Annotated in this window: 13 protein-coding genes; 3 read left to right on the top strand and 10 right to left on the bottom strand. The window is 42.1% G+C overall.

The genetic code is table 11. The features are described from left to right. Positions 1-2: 2 nt before the first annotated feature. The 4 genes from D7322_RS20780 to D7322_RS28535 all read right to left on the bottom strand — a co-directional run bounded on the left by D7322_RS20780 (position 3) and on the right by D7322_RS28535 (position 10,607). Positions 3-3,140 carry a SusC/RagA family TonB-linked outer membrane protein gene (locus D7322_RS20780; RefSeq protein ID WP_220700141.1) on the bottom strand — a complete coding sequence of 1,046 codons (3,138 nt, stop codon included), beginning with the start codon at positions 3,138-3,140 and terminating at the stop codon, positions 3-5. A gap of 28 nt (positions 3,141-3,168) precedes the next feature. Next, entirely contained in the window at positions 3,169-6,033 is a 2,865-nt protein-coding gene (locus D7322_RS20785; protein WP_220700142.1) for a TIM-barrel domain-containing protein, read from the bottom strand. 180 nt (positions 6,034-6,213) lie between these two features. Beyond that, the gene (locus tag D7322_RS20790) at positions 6,214-10,224 is read right to left on the bottom strand and encodes a two-component regulator propeller domain-containing protein (RefSeq protein WP_121126156.1); all 4,011 of its coding nucleotides are present in this window, start codon (positions 10,222-10,224) and stop codon (positions 6,214-6,216) included. Between the two features lie 230 nt (positions 10,225-10,454). After that, a complete protein-coding gene (locus tag D7322_RS28535) occupies positions 10,455-10,607 on the bottom strand; it encodes a hypothetical protein (protein ID WP_183078793.1) in 153 nt (50 codons plus the stop codon). A gap of 158 nt (positions 10,608-10,765) precedes the next feature. On the opposite strand from D7322_RS28535, the gene D7322_RS20795 reads away from it, so the two are divergent. Continuing rightward, positions 10,766-11,131, top strand: coding sequence for a response regulator (locus tag D7322_RS20795; protein WP_183078794.1), 366 nt, complete (start codon positions 10,766-10,768; stop codon positions 11,129-11,131). Positions 11,132-11,139: 8 nt separating this feature from the next. On the opposite strand, the gene D7322_RS20800 is transcribed toward D7322_RS20795, so the two are convergent. Next, positions 11,140-11,820 carry a DUF421 domain-containing protein gene (locus D7322_RS20800; RefSeq protein ID WP_121126158.1) on the bottom strand — a complete coding sequence of 227 codons (681 nt, stop codon included), beginning with the start codon at positions 11,818-11,820 and terminating at the stop codon, positions 11,140-11,142. A gap of 47 nt (positions 11,821-11,867) precedes the next feature. Beyond that, on the bottom strand, positions 11,868-14,042 hold the full coding sequence (locus D7322_RS20805; RefSeq protein WP_121126159.1) for an ATP-binding protein: 2,175 nt from the start codon (positions 14,040-14,042) through the stop codon (positions 11,868-11,870). A gap of 140 nt (positions 14,043-14,182) precedes the next feature. Between D7322_RS20805 and D7322_RS20810 the strand changes: the two genes are divergently transcribed. Next, on the top strand, positions 14,183-14,416 hold the full coding sequence (locus tag D7322_RS20810) for a hypothetical protein (protein ID WP_121126160.1): 234 nt from the start codon (positions 14,183-14,185) through the stop codon (positions 14,414-14,416). An 84-nt stretch (positions 14,417-14,500) separates the two neighbouring features. After that, the gene (locus D7322_RS20815) at positions 14,501-14,971 is read left to right on the top strand and encodes a hypothetical protein (RefSeq protein WP_121126161.1); all 471 of its coding nucleotides are present in this window, start codon (positions 14,501-14,503) and stop codon (positions 14,969-14,971) included. Positions 14,972-15,057: 86 nt separating this feature from the next. Here the strand turns inward: D7322_RS20815 and D7322_RS20820 are convergent, their stop codons facing one another. The 4 genes from D7322_RS20820 to D7322_RS20835 all read right to left on the bottom strand — a co-directional run bounded on the left by D7322_RS20820 (position 15,058) and on the right by D7322_RS20835 (position 19,618). Then, a complete protein-coding gene (locus D7322_RS20820) occupies positions 15,058-15,396 on the bottom strand; it encodes a hypothetical protein (RefSeq protein ID WP_121126162.1) in 339 nt (112 codons plus the stop codon). A gap of 16 nt (positions 15,397-15,412) precedes the next feature. Next, positions 15,413-16,129, bottom strand: a complete 717-nt coding sequence (locus D7322_RS20825; protein ID WP_121126213.1) for an FAD-binding oxidoreductase — start codon at positions 16,127-16,129, stop codon at positions 15,413-15,415. 77 nt (positions 16,130-16,206) lie between these two features. Then, the gene (locus D7322_RS20830) at positions 16,207-17,061 is read right to left on the bottom strand and encodes a helix-turn-helix domain-containing protein (RefSeq protein WP_121126163.1); all 855 of its coding nucleotides are present in this window, start codon (positions 17,059-17,061) and stop codon (positions 16,207-16,209) included. A gap of 220 nt (positions 17,062-17,281) precedes the next feature. Continuing rightward, complete coding sequence (locus tag D7322_RS20835) at positions 17,282-19,618, bottom strand: TonB-dependent receptor (RefSeq protein WP_121126164.1); 2,337 nt, start codon at positions 19,616-19,618, stop codon at positions 17,282-17,284. Positions 19,619-19,631: the final 13 nt, after the last annotated feature.

The following is a 19,631-nucleotide window of genomic DNA, read 5'->3' on the forward strand; positions in this document are numbered from 1 at the left end:
ATTTAGAATTTAACATTTAGGCCAAATAGAACTGTCCGGGGTCTTGGGTAATAGCCCAGATCAATGCCCGATACCCAGCCGTCCGTACCATAGCCAATCTCGGGATCCATACCGTCGTATTTGGTGAACGTGAACAGATTTTGTCCTTGTACATAGAAGCGGATCTGATTGCCATATTTCCACTTGATAAGTTTAGAAAGATCATAGCCTAAGGTAACATTGCTGATCCGCAGAAAATCCCCGTCCTGAACATAAAGATCTGAAAACTGCCAGTTGACGTTCGTTTCAGTGACGCGCGGGATGTTGTTGGAAGTACCTTCCCCGGTCCATCTATCTAGTATTCTCGTTGTGTAGTTTGCCTGTTTATTGGTATGATTACGGTAGGACTGTACAATCTTGTTTCCGAGGGAACCATAGGCGTTCACCGATAAATCAAAACCTTTATAATCTAGACCAATATTAAAGCCATAGGTAAAATCAGGCATGCCCACTCCCAGATTTGTTTTGTCCGAGGCATTGATAATGCCATCGTTGTTCTGGTCCACATATTTTACGTCGCCAGGCTTTACATCCGCTTGCAGGATACCTTTTCCAGCTGCTCGCCAAGCATCAATTTCGGATTGATTTTGGAATAGGCCGTCGGTCTTATACCCCCAGAAGTAACCAATGGGCAGGCCATTTGCAGCGCGGTAGAATTCCTCTGAATTATCGTACAACATGGCCGTCTGTCCGTGGATAATGCCGTCTTCGGTAGGGATCTGGCCAACTTTATTTTTGTTGTAGGCACCGTTTATCCCCACCCGGTATTTGAGTTCGTTGATCTTGTCAGCCCAATTTAGCCCAAGCTCCACACCTGTATTCTTTACATCACCCCCATTAATAAATGGTGGTAGTGTTCCTGTCGTTGCCAAGACTGGAGCTGTAACCAGCCAATTTTTGGTCTTTTTGACATAAAAGTCGGCAACCACATCCAGACGGTTGCTTGCAAACTTGGCGTCAAATCCAATATTGGTCTGTTCAGACGTTTCCCATGTCAAATTGGGATTGGACAAACGGCTCGGATAAGCGCCAGCAATATTGTTGTTGCTTGTTCCGAAGACATAATGCGCTCCGGGATTGGAAGAGGTAATACCTGTTGAGGTGCTTATCGGTGCAGCGTATTGGAAATCTGCAATGTCCTGGTTACCTACTTGTCCCCATGAAGCTCGCAGTTTGAAAAAGTTTACGCCAGCTAAATTCTCCTTAAAGAAATCTTCTGAAGAAATGACCCAGCCAGCGGACACGGAAGGGAAATATCCCCAGCGGTTGCTACGCGAAAATTTGGAAGAGCCATCTGCCCGCAGTGTCGCGTTCAGCAGATACTTTTCTTTATAATTGTAACCCAATCTTCCAAAATAAGAAACCCGTCGAGTGACATTTTCAGGTCTCCCCGAGACTGTCCTGGTCTCCACCACATTACCCTTTTCATCCAAATGTGCCTGTCCCGTTGTATTATCTAGGTAAGCGTGCGCAAAATCGTTAAACTGGGAAAGCAAGTTCCAGTTAGACCCCGAAAGAAAGGTTCCTTGGTAACGTAACGATTCCATTCCCAGCATAGCCGAAAAGCGATGATCTGTGTTGATATCAAAGTCGTAGGACGCGGTATTCGTCCAGGTTAGCGTATGTCCCTTACTCATGTTCTGGGAGGTAGTCGTATGATCCTGGTTATAGGTATAAATCGAGAAGCGGTACAAGGGTGTAAAACTTCTATATTCCGATGCATAATAGTTGAACCCCAGTAAAGAGCGCACTTTCAACCCTTTCATTGGTTCGATCTCTGCAAAGATATCGGCCAGCAATTTTTGTCCATCGTTGTTATTATTTGAATTGGTCATCATGACTCCATAAGGATTGCTATCGCCATTATACCAGGGCGAGGTGGAGGTGTCGTTGAAAGGGCTGCCGTACAGGCCATTGTCCGAATACACCGGTGACAAAGGCGACGTGGCAAATGCACCGCGTAGCGTGTTGTTGTATTGATTCCCTACACCAATACCCCGATTTTTTATATAATTAAAATTGAGATGCTGACCGATTTTTACAAAATTGTCAAAGAGTTTATGTTCCGAGTTTGTTCGGAAACCATAACGCTGGTAATTGGATACATCTTTACCACCTACTATTCCTTCTTGGCCAATGTAGTTCATCGACAAGGCGTAAGTAGATTTTTCCGAACCGCCTGTAAGTGCAACATTGTAATTGTCCATTTTTGCATTATCCTTGAACATGTAATCCAGCCAGTCTGTATTAGCTAAGCCCTCCATAGCATCAAAATTGATTGGCGAGGCACCCGAATTCAGCGATTGTTCGTTCATAATCAGCTTATATTGAGTTGCGTCCAATAATTTCGCTTTGCGCGAAACGTTTTGAATTCCTGTATAACCGTCAAAGGAAAGCACATTTTTACCTGCGGCTCCCATCTTTGTGGTGACGAGGACGACCCCATTTGCCGCCTGCGAGCCATATATGGCAGCCGAAGCAGCATCTTTTAAAACATCAATGGATTGGATATCGGCAGCATTCAAGACCGAGATGTCACCACCCGGGACACCGTCAATGACATATAGTGGCCCAGAGCTACCTATTGTTCCCAATCCGCGGACGACGACTTTCATATCTGCCCCCGGCTGTCCTGAGGTAGATGTGATCGCTACACCCGGTGCTTGTCCCTGGAGCGATTGCAGCGGGTTCAATTGATTCCGTTTTTGCAATTCTTCACCTTCAACCTTCAGATTGGCACCTGTGTTCAATTTTTTCTTTTGCACACCATAGCCTATCACAACAACTTCTTCTAAATCGGAAGATTGTGGCTGTAGCCGAATTACCATTTTGGGGCCGGTTACTGTAATTTCCTCCGTTTTATACCCCACATAAGAGACCGTTAAAATTGTTCCAGTACCGACTGTCAATGAAAATTTACCCGATTCGTCACTGCTAGTTGATATCTTCTGATTCTTTACTTTGATACTTGCTCCCCCGATTGGCAAGCCCGAATCAGCCGAAACAACCGATCCCGTAAAGGATTGTGCCCAGACCAAAGAGGTCACGCTGGTCATGACCATGACGGCCACGCTCCTGCTCAACAATTGTTTGCTTATCATACGTATTGATTTATAAGTTGGTTTTTATTTATTTTAATTTGATCTGTACAGCTTTACCTGTATAGGATACTGCTGTTGATCTTTTTGATGGTACATCCAGCCCGACTACATTCTTGTCGCTGACAAAAATGATATTAAACTCCCTTTTGGTCAGCATTCCGTCGAAATCACCTCTACGTTCGCGCAGGGACAGCGTTTTTGTCGTATTGTCATAGTTGAAATCTATGCGGCTATATTTCCCTTTTTCATAATTATAATTGTTTCCTTCGTCTTCATAAAGTGAAAAATGACCATCTGCTCCATCATAGACATAGAGGTCCAGTATATCCTGCTTTTTCTCTGTTGTGTATTGCAATACTGGTCCGATTGGTAGAATCGCTCCGGCCTTTACATATACCGGGATACGTTCGTAAGGTGCATCAACAAGCAGGTCCTGACCACCCTGCACTTTCTTGCCACTGTATAGATCATACCAGTCTATTCCTTTTGGGAAGTGCATTTTGCGCGAGGTCGCACCTTTTTCAGTAACGGGATTGACCAACAGGGACGGCCCCCACAGATACTGATCGTTGCTATCAAATCCGTTCTTATCCTTCGGAAAATCCATGGCCAATGCGCGGATCATCGAATAATCTTCAAAAAATGTCTTTGCTGCAAGGCTGTAATTGTACGCAAGTAATTTATAACGCAGATTGATAACATAAGTCATGCTTTTATATGCAGGGTGGCCGTCGGGAGCGATATTATAAGGCTCGCGATAGGGAAATTGTCCATGCGCTCTAAACAGCGGCAAGAAAGCACCATATTGGTACCAGCGGCTATTCAGTTCACGCCATTCCTCTAGGTCGGTTGCATTAGGCTTATGAAATCTGTTTTCAACCAAGAAGCCCCCGGCATCCATTGTCCAATACGGTGTACCAGACATCGAGAAGTTAACTCCCCCGGCAATCTGATCTTTCATATCATGCCACCTGGAGGCAATATCCCCACTCCAAGCGGCAGCAGCGTAACGCTGTTGGCCCGCAAAAAAGGACCGTGTCAAGATAAAAACCCGTTTGTTGGGATCAGTTGCACGCTGGCCCTCATAAATACCTTTTGCATTTTGTAGTGGAAAAGCGTTATAATAACGAACCGAAGAACCGATACTCGGTTGAAAAACCGATTTGCGTTCATCCAGGTCGATATTGGAATGGATGTCCGGCTCACTGGCATCCATCCACCAGGCATCAATTCCTATTTTAAACAAGTTTTTGTCCAACAGTTTCCAAAATCCGTCCCGGGCACCTTGATTAAATGGATCATAAAAGGTGGATGTATAACCCTTTCCGATCCAATCTTTGCGACCGTCATAAATATTGCGCGGATAGATCCATTTGTTGTTTTTAAATTCATTGTATACAGTCGACTCCTCATTAATTTTTGGCCATGCTGAAATCATGATATTCAAATGTTGATCATGTAGTTTCTGCACCATCGCTTTTGGATCCGGGAAACGTTTTAGATCAAATTTTTGGCCTCCCCAGTCGTGTTCAGACCAGTAAGACCAATCTTGAACAATATTATCAATCGGAATCTTACGCCTTCTAAATTCAGTAGCAACCTGCTCAATTTCTTCTTGTGTCTTGTAACGCTCCCTGCTCTGCCAAAACCCGAAACTCCATAGCGGCATAATGGGCGCCTTACCCGATAGTTTCCGATAACCCGCGATGACGTCATCCATGGATGATCCATGAATAAAGTAATAATCAACTGCATCTCCAGCTTCGGAATTAAATGAAAATAAGTTTTTACGGGTTTCGGGCACGGGGCTTTGCCAATTCAATGTAAAATAAGATTCACTCCCATCTGGTATCCATTCCATACGGATTTTGTGAGACTGATCTTTTCCCATTTCTTTCTCGAGTTCAAAGGTCCCTGCATTCCAGGATTGCCGCCAACGATCAGCCACCAGCTCACCGTCTATCCAGACCTTCATATAACCCGAATATTTAAAGTGCAGCACATGTTTGCCCGCATATGGCGAGGCAAGGCTTCCCTCATAGATTACTTTAGTATCCGCAAGCTTCACTTCTTTGGGAAACTTGTGCTGATCGCTTAAATAACCATAATCGATAATGGATTCAGGCCGGGATAGATAGACCTCGTTTATATTGTTCCGGTTCACATAGGTAGCTGTAAGCCAGCCTTCTTCACCTTCTTTTGAGGAGAGCTTAAGGGCATTGAGAGGCAATAAGGGCCGTACATCTCCAGCTTTGGTAATGGAGTAATTGTGCCATAGCAATCCATAGTTATTCGTAGATAATAAAAAAGGGATTCCGATTTCTGTATTGTACTGCAACAGCGATACCTGTTTGCCGCGATTATAATTCATGACCGCATTTTGATGTTGTCCTAAGCCATAAATCCCTTCTTCGGGATTGACGATAAAGTCTTGGTTGATGTGATAAAATGCATCGCCATTATAGCTATTCGCTGTAAAAGAGCTTGAATTTCGTTTCGCTTCTTTTACGATAACTTGGCCATTTGAATCAAAAAAATCAACTTTACCAGTCTTCAACGAGACGATCGCCTGTATAGCGGCTGTTTGTACATTTACGGTAGAATCAGTAGATTTTACAGCCAGCGACTTGAGCTGTCGGTGCAGTGAATCGACGACCACCAAACTCGTTTGCTTGGGAAAGGCGGCGCCGGCCGGAACAGCCGTGACACGTACGATCTTGTCCGTTACAACATCCAAATAGACATCCTGATCGATTGATGTGTCCGAATTTTTGAAGCTTACCTTGACACCAGTTGGCGTTTTTTCATAATGTGCTTTGTTGGTCTGTCCGAATCCTTGCTGTACCATTGCGAAGAGCATCAAACTACTTAAAGCATACGTTAAGTTGCGCATTTAAATAAGATTTATTGGTTACTATATTCCCTTGGTTATTATTAGTCCTTCCTATTGAAAGAACAATTCAAATATAGAATGCAACCGGTTGTATAATGGTGCCGATTTGTTAACTTTTGGGGGCTGTTTTGTTAACACTTAGTAATTATTTTAAGATTGGATTTATGGCAATTCGCTGTTTTAAAGATTTTTACGGTAAAAGGAGGGTAAATTACCAAATGCGGATTTAAAATATTTGCTGAATTGTTTCGGGTTTCCGAATCCCACTTCGTAAGCAATTTCTGCCATCGATAATTTCGAATTTTGAACGAGGTGCATTGCACGTTTAAGACGAATATGACGGATGTATTCCATCGGAGAATAGCCTGTAATAGCGAGTACCTTCTTATAGAGACCTACCCGTGTAATATTCATTCTTTTAGCAAGTAATTCCACTGAAAGCGAAGAGTCGTTAAGATCCCGTTCAATTTCTTGGACAAGCGATCGGATAAACTGTTCATCGGCAGATTCAATATCAGGCTGCACTAGATTGACATTGATCTGTTTTTTGTAGCGTTTTACCAAGTTTTGTTGCTGATGGAGTATTTGAGCCAATTTAGAGCGCAGCAGACTGATGTTAAAGGGTTTGTTTATGTAATCTGTTGCACCAGCTTGAAGTGCTTCCACTTCGATTTTCGGATTGACAACTGCGGTCACAATAAGTACTGGAATGTGAGCCAACTTTGCCTGACCCTTTATATAGCGACAAAAATCCAATCCGCTTTCGCCCGGCAGACTGAGATCTGTCATAATTAAATCAATCTGTTGCTTGCTTAGGATTATTTTAGCATCAGATACCGTTTTGGCAGAAGTAACTACATATTCCAAGTTCAATGTTCGCTCCATATACAGCAGGAAATCCACATCATCCTCCACCAATAAAATACAAGGCTTACCCGGGAGGGCATTTTCGTTCACTTCCGTGTTAGTCTCGATCGTATGTAAGGGCAGCTTTACATCAAATGTTGTGTATTCTTGATTACTGTTTAGTCTGATATTGCCACCCAAAAAATCCACATATTCCTTAACGATTGAAAGCCCGATCCCTGTACCCTGATTCAGTTTACCATTTGGAACTTCCAGCTGAAAATAGCGTTCAAATATACGAGATTGAAGAGCTTCGGGAATGGCAGCACCAGTGTTCTTTATGGTTATGTTTAACACTTTCTCTTTGTCTCCTACCTCAATGTTAGCAATAAAATCTACTATGCCCGCAGCTGGACTAAATTTTATCGCATTGGAAACCAAGTTAAAGATAATGCTTTCAAGTTTATTCTTGTCAAACCATGCAGCGCTAGCCTGTGGGGCGACATTAACTTGGAGCATGACCTGATTACTCTGGGCAAGCACGTTAAATGCATCGAGCTGCTCACGTATAAATCCCATTAGATCACCATATTCCTCATTCAGTTCCAGTTCACTTTTCTCCAGCTTTCTGAAGTCCAATAATTGATTGACCAATCTCAGCAGGCGATCCGCATTTTTCTTGATCAAATTGAGATCCGCTTTTTTATCAGGATGCTGTTCTTCATCCAACAATTGTTGTGTCGGCGTTAGAATTAAACTGATTGGTGTCCGAAATTCGTGGCTTATATTAGTAAAGAAGCGAGTTTTCAAGGCATCCAGTTCTTTGGCTTGTGAGGCTTGCTCCTGCGCGAGATAGAGTTGATTGCGTGTCTTGACACGCAGTTTGGTCACATAAAAATAAGCCCAGAGTATGGCCAGAACCAATCCTGTATATAAAACAAAGGCCCAAGCCGAACGCCAAAATGGCGGTTGTACATCAATTTTCAGCAATAGCACTCCTTCGGACCAGCTGTTCGAATCGATCGCATGCCGTATGTACAATTTATAGGTCCGGCTATCCAGGTTGGTAAAATTGGCACGCGTCGTTCCCGGTTCAAAGTCAAACCATTCATCACTTAAACCCCCAAGCTTATATTGGTAGAGTCCGTTATGCTGTTGCAGATAATCAAAGGTGGACAGTTCCAGGGAGAGAGCATTGAGGTTGTGTGGGAGTTTCAATTCCTTCAGGTTATTCAGCGACTGATTGTAAATAACATGACCTGAAAATTCCTCACCTACCGCTATCCGCTTATTGAAGAGATAAAGATTTGATAAAATGGGTAAAATCAGCTCGCTTTCCCCCCTGACTTTCGCTGGATCAATAAAATTAAAACCTTTTGGCCCGCCAAAGACAAGCCTTCCATCCCGCAATTTTAAGGCAGCGTTCTCGTTAAATACATCCCCCTGCAGTCCTAATTCCCGCGTAAAATTGCGGATGATGTACTTCTGTCCTTCGCCTTTGCCGACGATTTCTGAAAGCCCTTTGTTAGTTGAAGCCCAGATGTTCCCCTCATTATCCACCAATAAGGCCACTACAGCATCGTCGCTCAGACCATCCTGCTGTGTCAGATAGCTTATTTTTTTGTCACCAATGATATGTAAGCCCTCCTGTGTGGCCACCCAGATGCGACCATTTGTATCCTCCTTTATATCATAAATCAGATTATTTTTAAGTTTCCTTGGCGAACTATCCGTATCAATATACGTAATCTTATCATCCGGCTCCAGTATCGCCAAGCCGGTTGCAGTGCCAATCCATAGTCGTTTTTTCGAATCTTCAAACAAGGCCGAGATATAAGTGTTCTTTAGGATTTCATTATTTCGTGTATACGTTTTTGAAAACTGCTCATTTTTTTTATCGAACAGATACAGACCGCTGCTAAGGGTTCCTACCCAAAAACGATGCTGGCTATCTTCATATATTTCCCATACGCTGTCATCATTCAGTTTTCCAGGTCCGGTATCACGGTGGAAAACTTTAAAATTTTTGCCGTCGAATCGGCACATGCCACCACGATAAGTACCTATCCACAGCTGGTTCATCTCATCCAGTAAAAGCGAAACGATCACATTGCTGCTCAAACTATTTGGATTGCCCGGATCATGTAGGTATTGCATGAAGGTCTTTTTATCGATATCATAATATAACAATCCGCCACCATTTGTGCCAATCCAAAGGTTACCCTTGCGGTCTTGCACAAACTTATTAACATCATCGTAGGGAAGCGATTTCGGCAGTCCGGGATAATTTTTGATTAGTGAGAACAATAATAAATTGGGATGATAATAACTGATTCCCCCCTTGTACGTCCCGGCCCAGATAATACCGGATTTATCTCGATATAGCGATGTAATGCTATTGTAAGGTAGGCTCCGTAAATCATATTTATCACTGCCAATGAGCTGGATACTGTTATTCTTCTTGTCATAGACGTTGATGCCACCATGATCGGTCCCCAGCCAAAGCTGTCCTTTGTCGTCTTGCACGATATTACCCACAAAGGGATTGGACAGTTCTTTTTGAAGATGATGAATTTGCCAGTCTTTGGGATCAAGCCAGTAGACGCCAATGGGGATATCTTTTGAGAAGATCCAGATTGCGCCATCCCTGTCAGCAAAAAGATTATAATTTACCTGTTTATTTGCGATCGGGAGCATGAATCGCCTAGTACTTCGCAGCGACTCTGTATCGATCTGGCCGAACATACCATTTTCGTAGATGGCCCAGATCGTTTGCCCTTGACCGGTAATTATATCGGTAATTCTACTGTCCTTGGTCAGCTGAGGCACCCTGCGATACGTTTTCTTTAGGCTATTGTACAAAATCAGCGAACGATCGCTATACAAAAGGGCAAAGTTATGGTCATCCAATGGTCTGATGGAATAGACATCCTTGACTGGGACCTTCAGGGTAGCCAGTATAGAATCGATCTGTTGAATGATAACTCCAGATCGCTGATCGTAAACATTCATCCGGTTGGCTGCACGAATCCATACATTCCCTTCGGGTCCTTCAAAGATTGCCGAAATGACATTGCCACTCAATCCTGAGCGTTTACTGGCAGTGTACCTAAAATTTGTGAACTGTACACCATCAAATCGGCTCAATCCAGCTTCTGTACCAAACCAGAGGTAGTTGTATTTATCCCTAAAAGCACAATTTACATGATTATGGACCAGTCCCTGGTCAGATGTTAAGGTCTTAAACGCATAAGTACTGACCTGGCTTAAAGCCGTTGACTGTCCTAGCAAGAGGAAAAGAAATAATTGTAGATACGCGTATAAAAAGGGCTTGAGCTGCTGCATTGGTTATGATATCCCCAATGATACAAAAATTGCGTAAATACAGCAAATCTCCCTTCTTTTTTTATCTGGCGCTAAAGAATATCATACAGCCCGATTGACCTTTTCTCATTGTAGGATAGCGAATGTTGAAACGCATAGATACTGATTAAAATTAAAAAAGCCTATATCCATTCTTTTTAGTAGGAATGACACCTTTTTCGTCGCTCAGAAAATATTTCCCATGGTGCATATCAGTTTCTTTTCTTCTTTTCTTTCACAATAGCCTTGGACAAAGGTCGCGTATCCGGGGTATTTGCAAAAGCGTTTCCTTCTTTTTTTAATTCTTTTTCTTCTTTCTTTGCGTCGTCTAAGCTTTTCTTAGGTCCATTGTCATTTATATTCATAATTTTACGCTTGATGTTTAGTGTTTTATATGCCGTGCCGATCACTTTTATACATAACAACAGCAAAGTTAAAATCGTTGATATTCCAACTAAAAAGAGCCCTAAAAATTCACATAAAACAAGCGTTCTTATTTTCTATATTTGAACAAATTTTTAAAATGAAGAAGAAGAAAAAAAAGATTGTGCTTATTCAGGATAATGAAGATATTCTCAATATAATGGACGAAGTGCTGGAAGATGAAGGATTTGATGTCACTTCATCTTTGACCACTGAACCCATAGAGAAAATTGATGAGATTGATCCCAATCTTGTCATAGTTGATGAGCATATCAAGGGGACTAAAAAAGGATCCAAGGTGATTGAAGAACTGAAGTCCGACCCCGAAACCGAGGATATTTCGGCGGTATTAACTTCTACAGCTGTTGATTTACCGGCCAAAGCAAACGCCTGCAAAGCAGATGATTTTATCGAAAAACCTTTTGATCTCGATCATATGGTTGATGTCGTGAAGAAAAATTCATGATCATCCCGCTAGACGCGTTTGCTGTTCATTGCCTTGGCCCATTTTGTCCGTTTACAGCGTGGGCAATGCGGCATACCATCGATTATTTGAGTTAAGACATTGCCGCAATGCATGCAGGCGAAAGGCCCTTCATTCATATTGATATCCACTTCCTTATAGGAAGAAGGGAAAAGAGGGAGCCCGTATTTGGTTTCTTCGTCCGGGTAAAACAGCACACTCATGGTTCCATCGACCTCTAGCACGCCCTCCTTAACCTGACCTAAGTGCTCGACATTCAGATTTCGTAGTTCCGAAAAAAACTCCATGCGTGAAAAGGTATTGTCATTCTCATGCTTGATATCAAAAACACCGTCTTTAACCACCGGCAGTACCTTCCCCTCCAGCATCTGGGCTACTTTTTCTGATTTTGATGTAATCCAAGTGATCATTTTATAAATGGCTATTACACAGATAAAGACAACGACAGCATAAAAAATCGGAATATCTTCCTGAAACATAGGGTCGCCCGCTGCGGATCCCAGCCCAATGATAATCGCTACCTCAAAAAGTGTTAACTGTCGCACCCCTCTCCTTCCGGACAGTCGTAATATCGTTAATATAAGCAGAAACATGATAGCCGAACGAAGGCCTATTTCGAGCAAAAATGATGTATCTATGCCATCCGCAAAAATTTTTTCCAAGTTGATCATAACTCAAGAACAAGCAATTGATCCATTCGTTTTGCGTTAGTACACTATTATGCGATAAATCTTACGCAGAAGGTCGTGCCTACATTCAATTCACTTTCGACGGTAACTTTAGCAGCAAGGCGATCAGCAATGCGCTTTACGATGGAAAGACCGATTCCAGACCCTTCAAAACCCTGGGAGTTAGGCATACGTTTAAAAATCTCGAAGATGTTGGCCCCATCCCGGATGTCTATGCCTATTCCGTTGTCTTTAATATAATAGCAGACCGAGTTACCCTGTTGTTGGCTATAAACCTCCACTCGTGGTTGATCTTTCTTGCTGCTATACTTAATCGCGTTTCCGATCAGGTTTAGGAACAACTGGTACAATAAAGTCCGCTCAGCCTGTATGGGTAACGTTTGACCCAAAACAAATTCCAGATGCGGCACATCAAACTGCTGCTTGCAACTTTCCAGGATATTCAAAATTTTTAATTTGGGATCTATTAGCTCCGTTTTGAAGGCCACGGAATTGGACTGTGTCAATTGGTAGACCTTATCCATCATTTCGCTGATCAGTGTTGTGGCATCCATGATATTGTTTGCCATTTTACGCAGTAAATCTTTGGGCAGATCATCCTTTAAAAGCATCATCTGTGCCGCAAGTTTAATGGATGACAATGGATTTTTAAGATCGTGTGTCAATGTATATCCGAATGTATCCAAAGCGTTATTTGAGCGCATTAGTTCCTTATTGAGTTGCGCAATCTCACCTCCTCTCTGTGCGATAGCTTGTTGAGTTATTTGTGCAACTTTTTCTATAAAAGCAATTTCGGACTTACTCCACTTGGTGGATTTACCTTTCATAATTTCACGCCATGCTTCAAAGGAGGTCCGCGGTGACGGGAATTCTACCTTCCTTTCGGAATCATACTGATAGATCTTCTCCGGTTTGCCTGCCCAAACATCCTCGTATACATGTTCTTTTCGGAAAAGATAAATGTACCAGGTATTGCTGGGCAAAATATTTATTCGAATAATCCCCGGGAATATGGTAGATTCCATCGCTTCATCTACATCATAAACAAAATTTGATGTGGCAAATAGCTCATTGTCTCCCAGTTGATCCAGATGGCGATCAATTTGCTGTTGAAATTGCTCCGTTGGAACATCGCCCCAAGTTTTGAAACCACCGTCATGTTTTATCATCAGTCCATCGGCTACCGCGAGTTCCATGATCTGCGGAGCAAAGCGCTCCAGGACCACTGCTATATCGTGATTTACGAGTAATTCAGATTTTAGATCGCGCTCCATGACGCCCATTATCGTTTGTGCAACAAGATTTTCTCTCTGATGTTCTGAAAGGTAATAATTTATTGCATATTGTGTCAAAAATGCGCATAAATGTCGTTGGGCTAGGTCCACATTAAGCGGTTTACGATTCTGGCAAGCTACTAATCCCCAAAGTTTTCCTTCAATAACGATGGAAAAACTTGCGCTGGCAAGTACTCCCGAATTGCGTAAATATTGCAAATGTACCGGCGATAGTGCCCTTAGGCTACAGCGGGTTAGGTCAATCTCGGTCGCATCACGTCCCTGTACAGATATTGTGGGAGCATCGATATCCGCTACATGCCGCGCAAGAAACTTGGTGTAGAGTGCCCTTGCCTGTGCCGGGATGTCAAATTCCGGATAGCGATAACCTATCAGTGAGTCCATATCGTCGGCCAACGATTCGGCGATAACCTGGCCGCTATTGTCCTCCTGAAAACGATAGACCATCACGCGGTCAAAACCAATGATCTGCCGGATCAGCACCGTTAATGACTGCCAAGCATTGCCATGCTGCTCTTCTAAATATTTGGCATAATAAAATAAACGGGTTGCTTTTAAATGATCCTCATTACATATTTCGATTTCAAGATATGTTTTCCTGTCATATCGATAGATACTGAGGTAATAATCCACTTCCTGGACACGTATCCGCTCCACAAAACGAACGAATATCTCACCATTGATCTGCTTGTCAATCTCCACGAGATTCCATTCCACCTCCGTCGACAATAGCGGGAGTACCCGGCTCATTGGCAATCCCAAAATATTCTTCATTGGTGTCCCTAGGAGTTCAACTAGATTTTCACTTGCCGCGATACATCCACTGTCATCAAAAATAAATAAGAAACCAAAAAACTGAATCTTACCACATAGATGAATCTCCTCTTCATGGCATTCTATCTGCCGCATACTGCTAATTTTTAGTAATTAAATCTGCTCATAATAGGAATTCTTCCAAGAGATATTTTGCCACAAATAGTTAAATCCTGCACCCCTCTTCAAACAAATCATATTGATCGCTAAATATATCAAAAAAATATTTATCTGAGTTGAATCAAACGATTGTTTTAAATCCTATTATTTTTCAGAATCTTGCTTTTCCTGTTCCAATAGTCATGCTCACTAGCTTTCAAACTGAAAAAAGCCAAGTTGGAAAGGAGCCTAGCTTTAAAAAAATCTTCATGAATGGACAAGCATTTCCGCTAATAACTAACAATACTCAGCTAAAACTGTTTGAAATAATTTCATTTGGTTCAAAAATTGCCAAAAGAGCAGAAGAATAAGTTGGATAATTAAAAAACAAATTATAACAAACGAATTCTCGAAATAACTTGTTATTTAATTAGTTTCACTAAACAAATAGATATATGAATTTGAACAAAACATTTTTCGCATCATTAGCGACCGCAGCAATCTTATTTTCATGTAACAATCAAACACCACAGGAAAAAGCAGCCGACAGCATGGAACAAGCAGAGGACAAAGCTGCTGATGCGAATGAAGAAGCGATGAAAACTTCAGAAGATGCAGCGACTAAAGATGCTGAAGCTGTCGTTTATTCAAATAAGGCTGCGGCCAACGCTGCAATAGCGGCCGTGCCTGCCCCTACACTATCCAATGATAAAGCAAAAGAGCTATATACAAAATTAGGTAAAACTTGGGTAGACCGTATCAATGCTGATACGCACGAGAAAGCAGTAGATAAAGAAAAATCATTGTTGGATATTAAAAATGAGATCGAGAAAGACGCGGTGGAAGGAAAAATAACAGCTACGGACAAAGATAATATCATGAAATATCAGTCCGATTGTTTGGCTGCAATTAAAGCGGCGCTTTGATAACTCAAACCACACTAGACAGCCTTAGAAAGGATATGGAGAATCTTACTATAAAATCTCCATATCCTTTTTTTTAAAACGTCTTTTTACTTTTTAAAGAGATTCAGACGAGTACACCAGGAAAAAAATGCTGTGAGTGTACGCTCATTCAGACCCTTAAATTCAAATATCTTGTATGGATGAGGAATAAGGTTTGAGTAAACACCGTCATGGCAGAAATGTATAAGCGGTTTTGTTGTTAAGATGTCCTGCTCCGAGAAGCTGTTGTTGTCCAATGAAATAATACAATCTGCACTTCGGTAGTTGTGATCCGTCGGTGTATATGAACTCTGAATTGAAACTTCATTTCCGTTGTCCCAGAAAAAGCCTGCGATATCATAGGTCAATTCCTCCTGTTGTTTATTTTCTATTACTAAATAATGCATGGTTTACTATTTCATGTTAAAGCCCCTTTTTTCCCTGCAGCCAATAGCCGTGGTGCTTGATACGCGCATTGGTCTGTGTTTTTATTACCCTTCTAAGGTTTTGCACTGAACTTACATTTCCGGTAAGCACAAAGTAAGCGTCGGACCAATCTTCATTTTTGAAAAGCGGTAAATCCTTAATCTGATCCGGATGTGCAAACACGCTTGATTTAGGAAAGACTATGCAGTTATCTAGACCAAGGTACTCCGGAACAGCGTTGTTTTCGGCGTCCAGTTCAAAAAGAAACAGGTAACTCTTTTTTTGCGCTTGCATAACCGGCAAGAAAGAACAGGCCAATGCCAGTGACGTTTCGTCGCCAAAGAATACGATTTTCTCCGCCGAATGGTCATAATACTTTTGTTCAGTCCGCGGTTTGTTGAGTGCGATGCGATCACCTATCTCCAGCTGATCCATAAAATCACTACCACAACCATGACCATGTATATGTGCAATTAATTTTAAGTTGTCTTTTTCGCTGTTTATCTCAGCGATTGTATATCTTCGAGCATCGGTATCTGAAACACGTATGTCAAAAAAAGCACCGACCGAAAACTGCAATTTTTCAAAGTTCCCCTGTAGGCTAATACGTTTGACCGAAGTAGACAAGTGTTCAATATGACTTACCTGAACATCGGGAATTTGAGCTATGAAAAGATTCAGGGTATCAAAAACCCATTTTGGAGCGCTTGGCATAATCATCTGTTTTTATTCAATACAAAGAAAGCCAGCGAGGTCAGCATAAAAAAGAATGGATAGCTGTATTGATTGGACTAATCGCGGTTTTTGCTACGGAACGTTTTGGCACTCATACCACAAATTTTGGTAAATAAGCGGGAAAAATAAGGGTAATCTTCATAACCCAATTCAAAAGCAATCTCTTTGACTGATTTGTCGGAGTGATAAAGCAATCGTTTGGCTTCTAGGATTACGCGTTGCTGTATATGGTAGGAAACGGAAAAGCCGCTCACGTTTTTCACACATTCGTTAAGATAGGAAACAGAGATATTAAGTTTGGCAGCATATTCAGCAGGCCGCTTCAAGTTCTGAAAGTTCTGTTCTAAGGATAGGAAAAAGGCCCTATTGATCCGTTCAAACCGTGATAGTGATTCTGCTGTTTTGCTATATTTCAAGTACATGGAAATCATAAGCGCAATCAGCGCATTGCAGCTGTCCCGCAGTGAGGAAGAATATAATTTGTCTGTTGTCCGCCCATAAAATTCAATGCAGAGTTTATAGCTCTTCTCAATAATATCAAGATCTTCCAATCCAATTTCCAACGGCTCTAAAGGCGAGATGCTCTGCAAAATATTGAGGTAGTCGGCCGGAATATTTTCGTTGCTCATGATCAGCATAAACATTTCGATATTTTCCACTTTCAAGGCGCGATGCACCTGGTTGGGAGATTGATAGAGAATGGTAGGTTTATCTGTGCGGTACTGCTTGAAATCTATTTCCATGACTGTGATACCACTCTTCTGTAAAACAAAGAAATGATAATCGTGCCGATGTGCCTGCGTCGTTTCTTCATCCTCCCAAAAAGTGTCGGGTGAGACTTTTGCAATAGCAATACCATTCCCAAATTCTTTGGGCAGCGTCCTAACAGGAATGTCTTTTTTGTGTTGCATTCTTCAATTTAACAAGCGAAAAGCACGCTAACTTTTAAACAGCTTAAAAGTATTAAATTTACTTATTATAACATGCCATAGAATAGCAAATTTTTGGAATAGCAAAGATGAATCTATTGTCGGGCGAACCTGAATGCAAAATTATCCTTCGAAGTTGCTCCGAATTGCGCATTTTTAGCCAACCCACCGCATCGAACTACAGCCAGAGGAGAACGTTTTATTAAAATGAATGCGAAAGACTAATGTTTATGCGGGCACCATTTCCTTTTACATAATTCATATTGTTAGATTGCCATTGCGAGATTACTGTAAAATAGTCTTTATTAAAAAGATTCTCCACCCCCATTCGAAGCAGCGTCCTGCGATTAATTTCATAGCTTGATGATAGATTAATGATGGTGAAAGATTTTAAAGGACCGGTACCATAACTGTACAAACCATTGACGGGCTCAAAACGATTCCGTCCTGTTGTACTGACCATCTGAGTTGTCACTGACCATTTAGATATTGGATTGATCGTAGCAAAGGCTGTAATCTTTGGTGGATTGATACGATCTCCGCCAAGATATATTTTAGTGCCCTCTGTCAGCTCACGCTTTCCCTCAGTGTAGGAATAACTAGCCCCGAGATCAATCATCGGATGTATGCGATAGTTGGCTGACAATTCAAAACCATATATTTTCTCCGGAGATCGGGCTATCTGCGGATTTCCGTCTACAAACACATAGGATGCGCCCAATGTAGAGTTGCTATAATAAGCTGCCGCTTCATAAGAAAAACGGCCTATATCACCTGAAACCCCAGCTTCGTAATTATTCGCTTTTACGGCCTTGATGGATGTATTACTTACTGTATTTTCTTTTGCAGCGCGTAAGACGAGTCCTAAGTCAGCTACACTAAAACTTTGTGAAAAGCTAACGAATGGCTTGAACGCCTGTATTTTAGTGTAACGAAGCCCTGCATTGAGCATTAATGCCGTAAAATTCAGTTGACCGGCATTGACCTTTGTTCCCCCACCGACATAATTTCCATTCACCGAATTTAAAATTCCAATAGTGGTATAGGTGGGTACATCGATATGGACATTTTCCAGTCTACTGCCCGCTTTAAAAATGAGGTATTGTCCGAATGTTGTTTTGACCTGAAAATAAGGGGCCAGATTACGCATATTCATATCAGGGATTACGGTACGGCCGTCCGTAAGTATTGTATTTGTTTTATCCGACAAGACGTCTACGCCATAGGTAAGCTGGCTCATGACCTGATCAGACCAATGATAAGGGGTATTAAAATTCAGACGCAGGCCCAATTTCTTGCTGCTGATACTTGGTTGTCCATTATCTTCAAAGAAATTGCTATAATTAATCAAAGTCTTATAATCCTGAAAATAAACATTGGCTTCCAGATCTGTTTTTCCAATTAATTCCTGTGCTGTATATTTTAAGCTCGCATTATGATTATATGGGGTTCCTTCCGGCGCCCCTGGTCTATCGCCCGGAATGCCAATTGTAGGCGAATTGGGATCGCCATATTTACCGGCCTTTGCAATATAGTCTGTATATTGCGTGCTCTTATAAAAATTGTACATCATCTCCAACCGGCTATCGGAATTGATATTATAACCAATTTTGGTAAATGCATTCCAATTTTTCAGGTCGTTCATTCCGTATTCTGGCGATAATGCATGGCCGTCAGCATCCTTGTACAAACCCGTTTGCTCAAACCTGCCACTCACGACATAGTCCCAATGGCCCTGATGTCCACTAAAAAGTTGGCCGAGATTATAACCACCTGTCTGTCCGGGCTTAACAAGGGAAAAGTTGGTACCTATTTCTGTGCTTCCACTAAATGCTCTGTCCGGTCGCGCTTTCTTTGTGATATAATTGATCAAACCACCGTCGGCCCCATTGCCGTAGATTGCTGTGGCCCCTTTTATGACCTCGACACGCTCAATCACACTGGGATCCAATGCGCGGATATCGCGAGCGCCATCACGCAGCGGGGTTGATTGCGGAATACCGTCAATCATAACCAGCACGCGTCTGCCGCGAAGCGTTTGCCCCAAATTTTGGGTACGATTGGTCGAGAAACCAAGTCCAGGTACAGTGGAGGCCAATATATCACTAAGATTGCTGCTGACACTACGCTGTGCATCCAACTGTTTCTGTGAAAGAATTGTCACTGATGACGGCACCTCATTCAATGACTCGACTCGTCTCGATGCAGACACCACGACTTCATTGATCCTGCTATTCCCCTGCAAAGTAAACGATATAGGATAATTTTCCTTGGGTTGAACTGTAATCAAGGTATCGAGTGTCTGATAACCTATTAAACTCAATTGGAGGCGATAAGAGCCAGCCGGTAACGCTGCCGAAAATTTGCCAGACAAGTCCGATTGAAGTTTACTTTGCCCAGCTATCCGAACAGTAACGTGTGCTAATGCATCTCCATTTTGTGCGCGTACCGAGCCCGTTAAGTAACCTTCCTGAGCATGAAGTATAGCGGTAGACAATAATAAGATCAAGAAAGTCGAATAAAGTGGTTTCTGAAGCATAGTAGTGTGGTTT

This window comes from Sphingobacterium puteale, assembly GCF_003627955.1.
Classification (GTDB): domain Bacteria; phylum Bacteroidota; class Bacteroidia; order Sphingobacteriales; family Sphingobacteriaceae; genus Sphingobacterium; species Sphingobacterium puteale.

What these genes read in the sequence shown, in the direction of transcription:
- D7322_RS20820 (WP_121126162.1), bottom strand. Translation starts at nt 15,396, where the DNA reads ATGCATTATTTAGTAATAGAAAATAAACAACAGGAGGAATTGACCTAT.
- D7322_RS20835 (WP_121126164.1), bottom strand. Translation starts at nt 19,618, where the DNA reads ATGCTTCAGAAACCACTTTATTCGACTTTCTTGATCTTATTATTGTCT.
- D7322_RS20795 (WP_183078794.1), top strand. Translation starts at nt 10,766, where the DNA reads ATGAAGAAGAAGAAAAAAAAGATTGTGCTTATTCAGGATAATGAAGAT.
- D7322_RS20825 (WP_121126213.1), bottom strand. Translation starts at nt 16,129, where the DNA reads ATGCCAAGCGCTCCAAAATGGGTTTTTGATACCCTGAATCTTTTCATA.
- D7322_RS20780 (WP_220700141.1), bottom strand. Translation starts at nt 3,140, where the DNA reads ATGATAAGCAAACAATTGTTGAGCAGGAGCGTGGCCGTCATGGTCATG.
- D7322_RS20790 (WP_121126156.1), bottom strand. Translation starts at nt 10,224, where the DNA reads ATGCAGCAGCTCAAGCCCTTTTTATACGCGTATCTACAATTATTTCTT.
- D7322_RS20830 (WP_121126163.1), bottom strand. Translation starts at nt 17,061, where the DNA reads ATGCAACACAAAAAAGACATTCCTGTTAGGACGCTGCCCAAAGAATTT.
- D7322_RS20815 (WP_121126161.1), top strand. Translation starts at nt 14,501, where the DNA reads ATGAATTTGAACAAAACATTTTTCGCATCATTAGCGACCGCAGCAATC.
- D7322_RS20785 (WP_220700142.1), bottom strand. Translation starts at nt 6,033, where the DNA reads ATGCGCAACTTAACGTATGCTTTAAGTAGTTTGATGCTCTTCGCAATG.
- D7322_RS20805 (WP_121126159.1), bottom strand. Translation starts at nt 14,042, where the DNA reads ATGCGGCAGATAGAATGCCATGAAGAGGAGATTCATCTATGTGGTAAG.
- D7322_RS28535 (WP_183078793.1), bottom strand. Translation starts at nt 10,607, where the DNA reads ATGAATATAAATGACAATGGACCTAAGAAAAGCTTAGACGACGCAAAG.
- D7322_RS20800 (WP_121126158.1), bottom strand. Translation starts at nt 11,820, where the DNA reads ATGATCAACTTGGAAAAAATTTTTGCGGATGGCATAGATACATCATTT.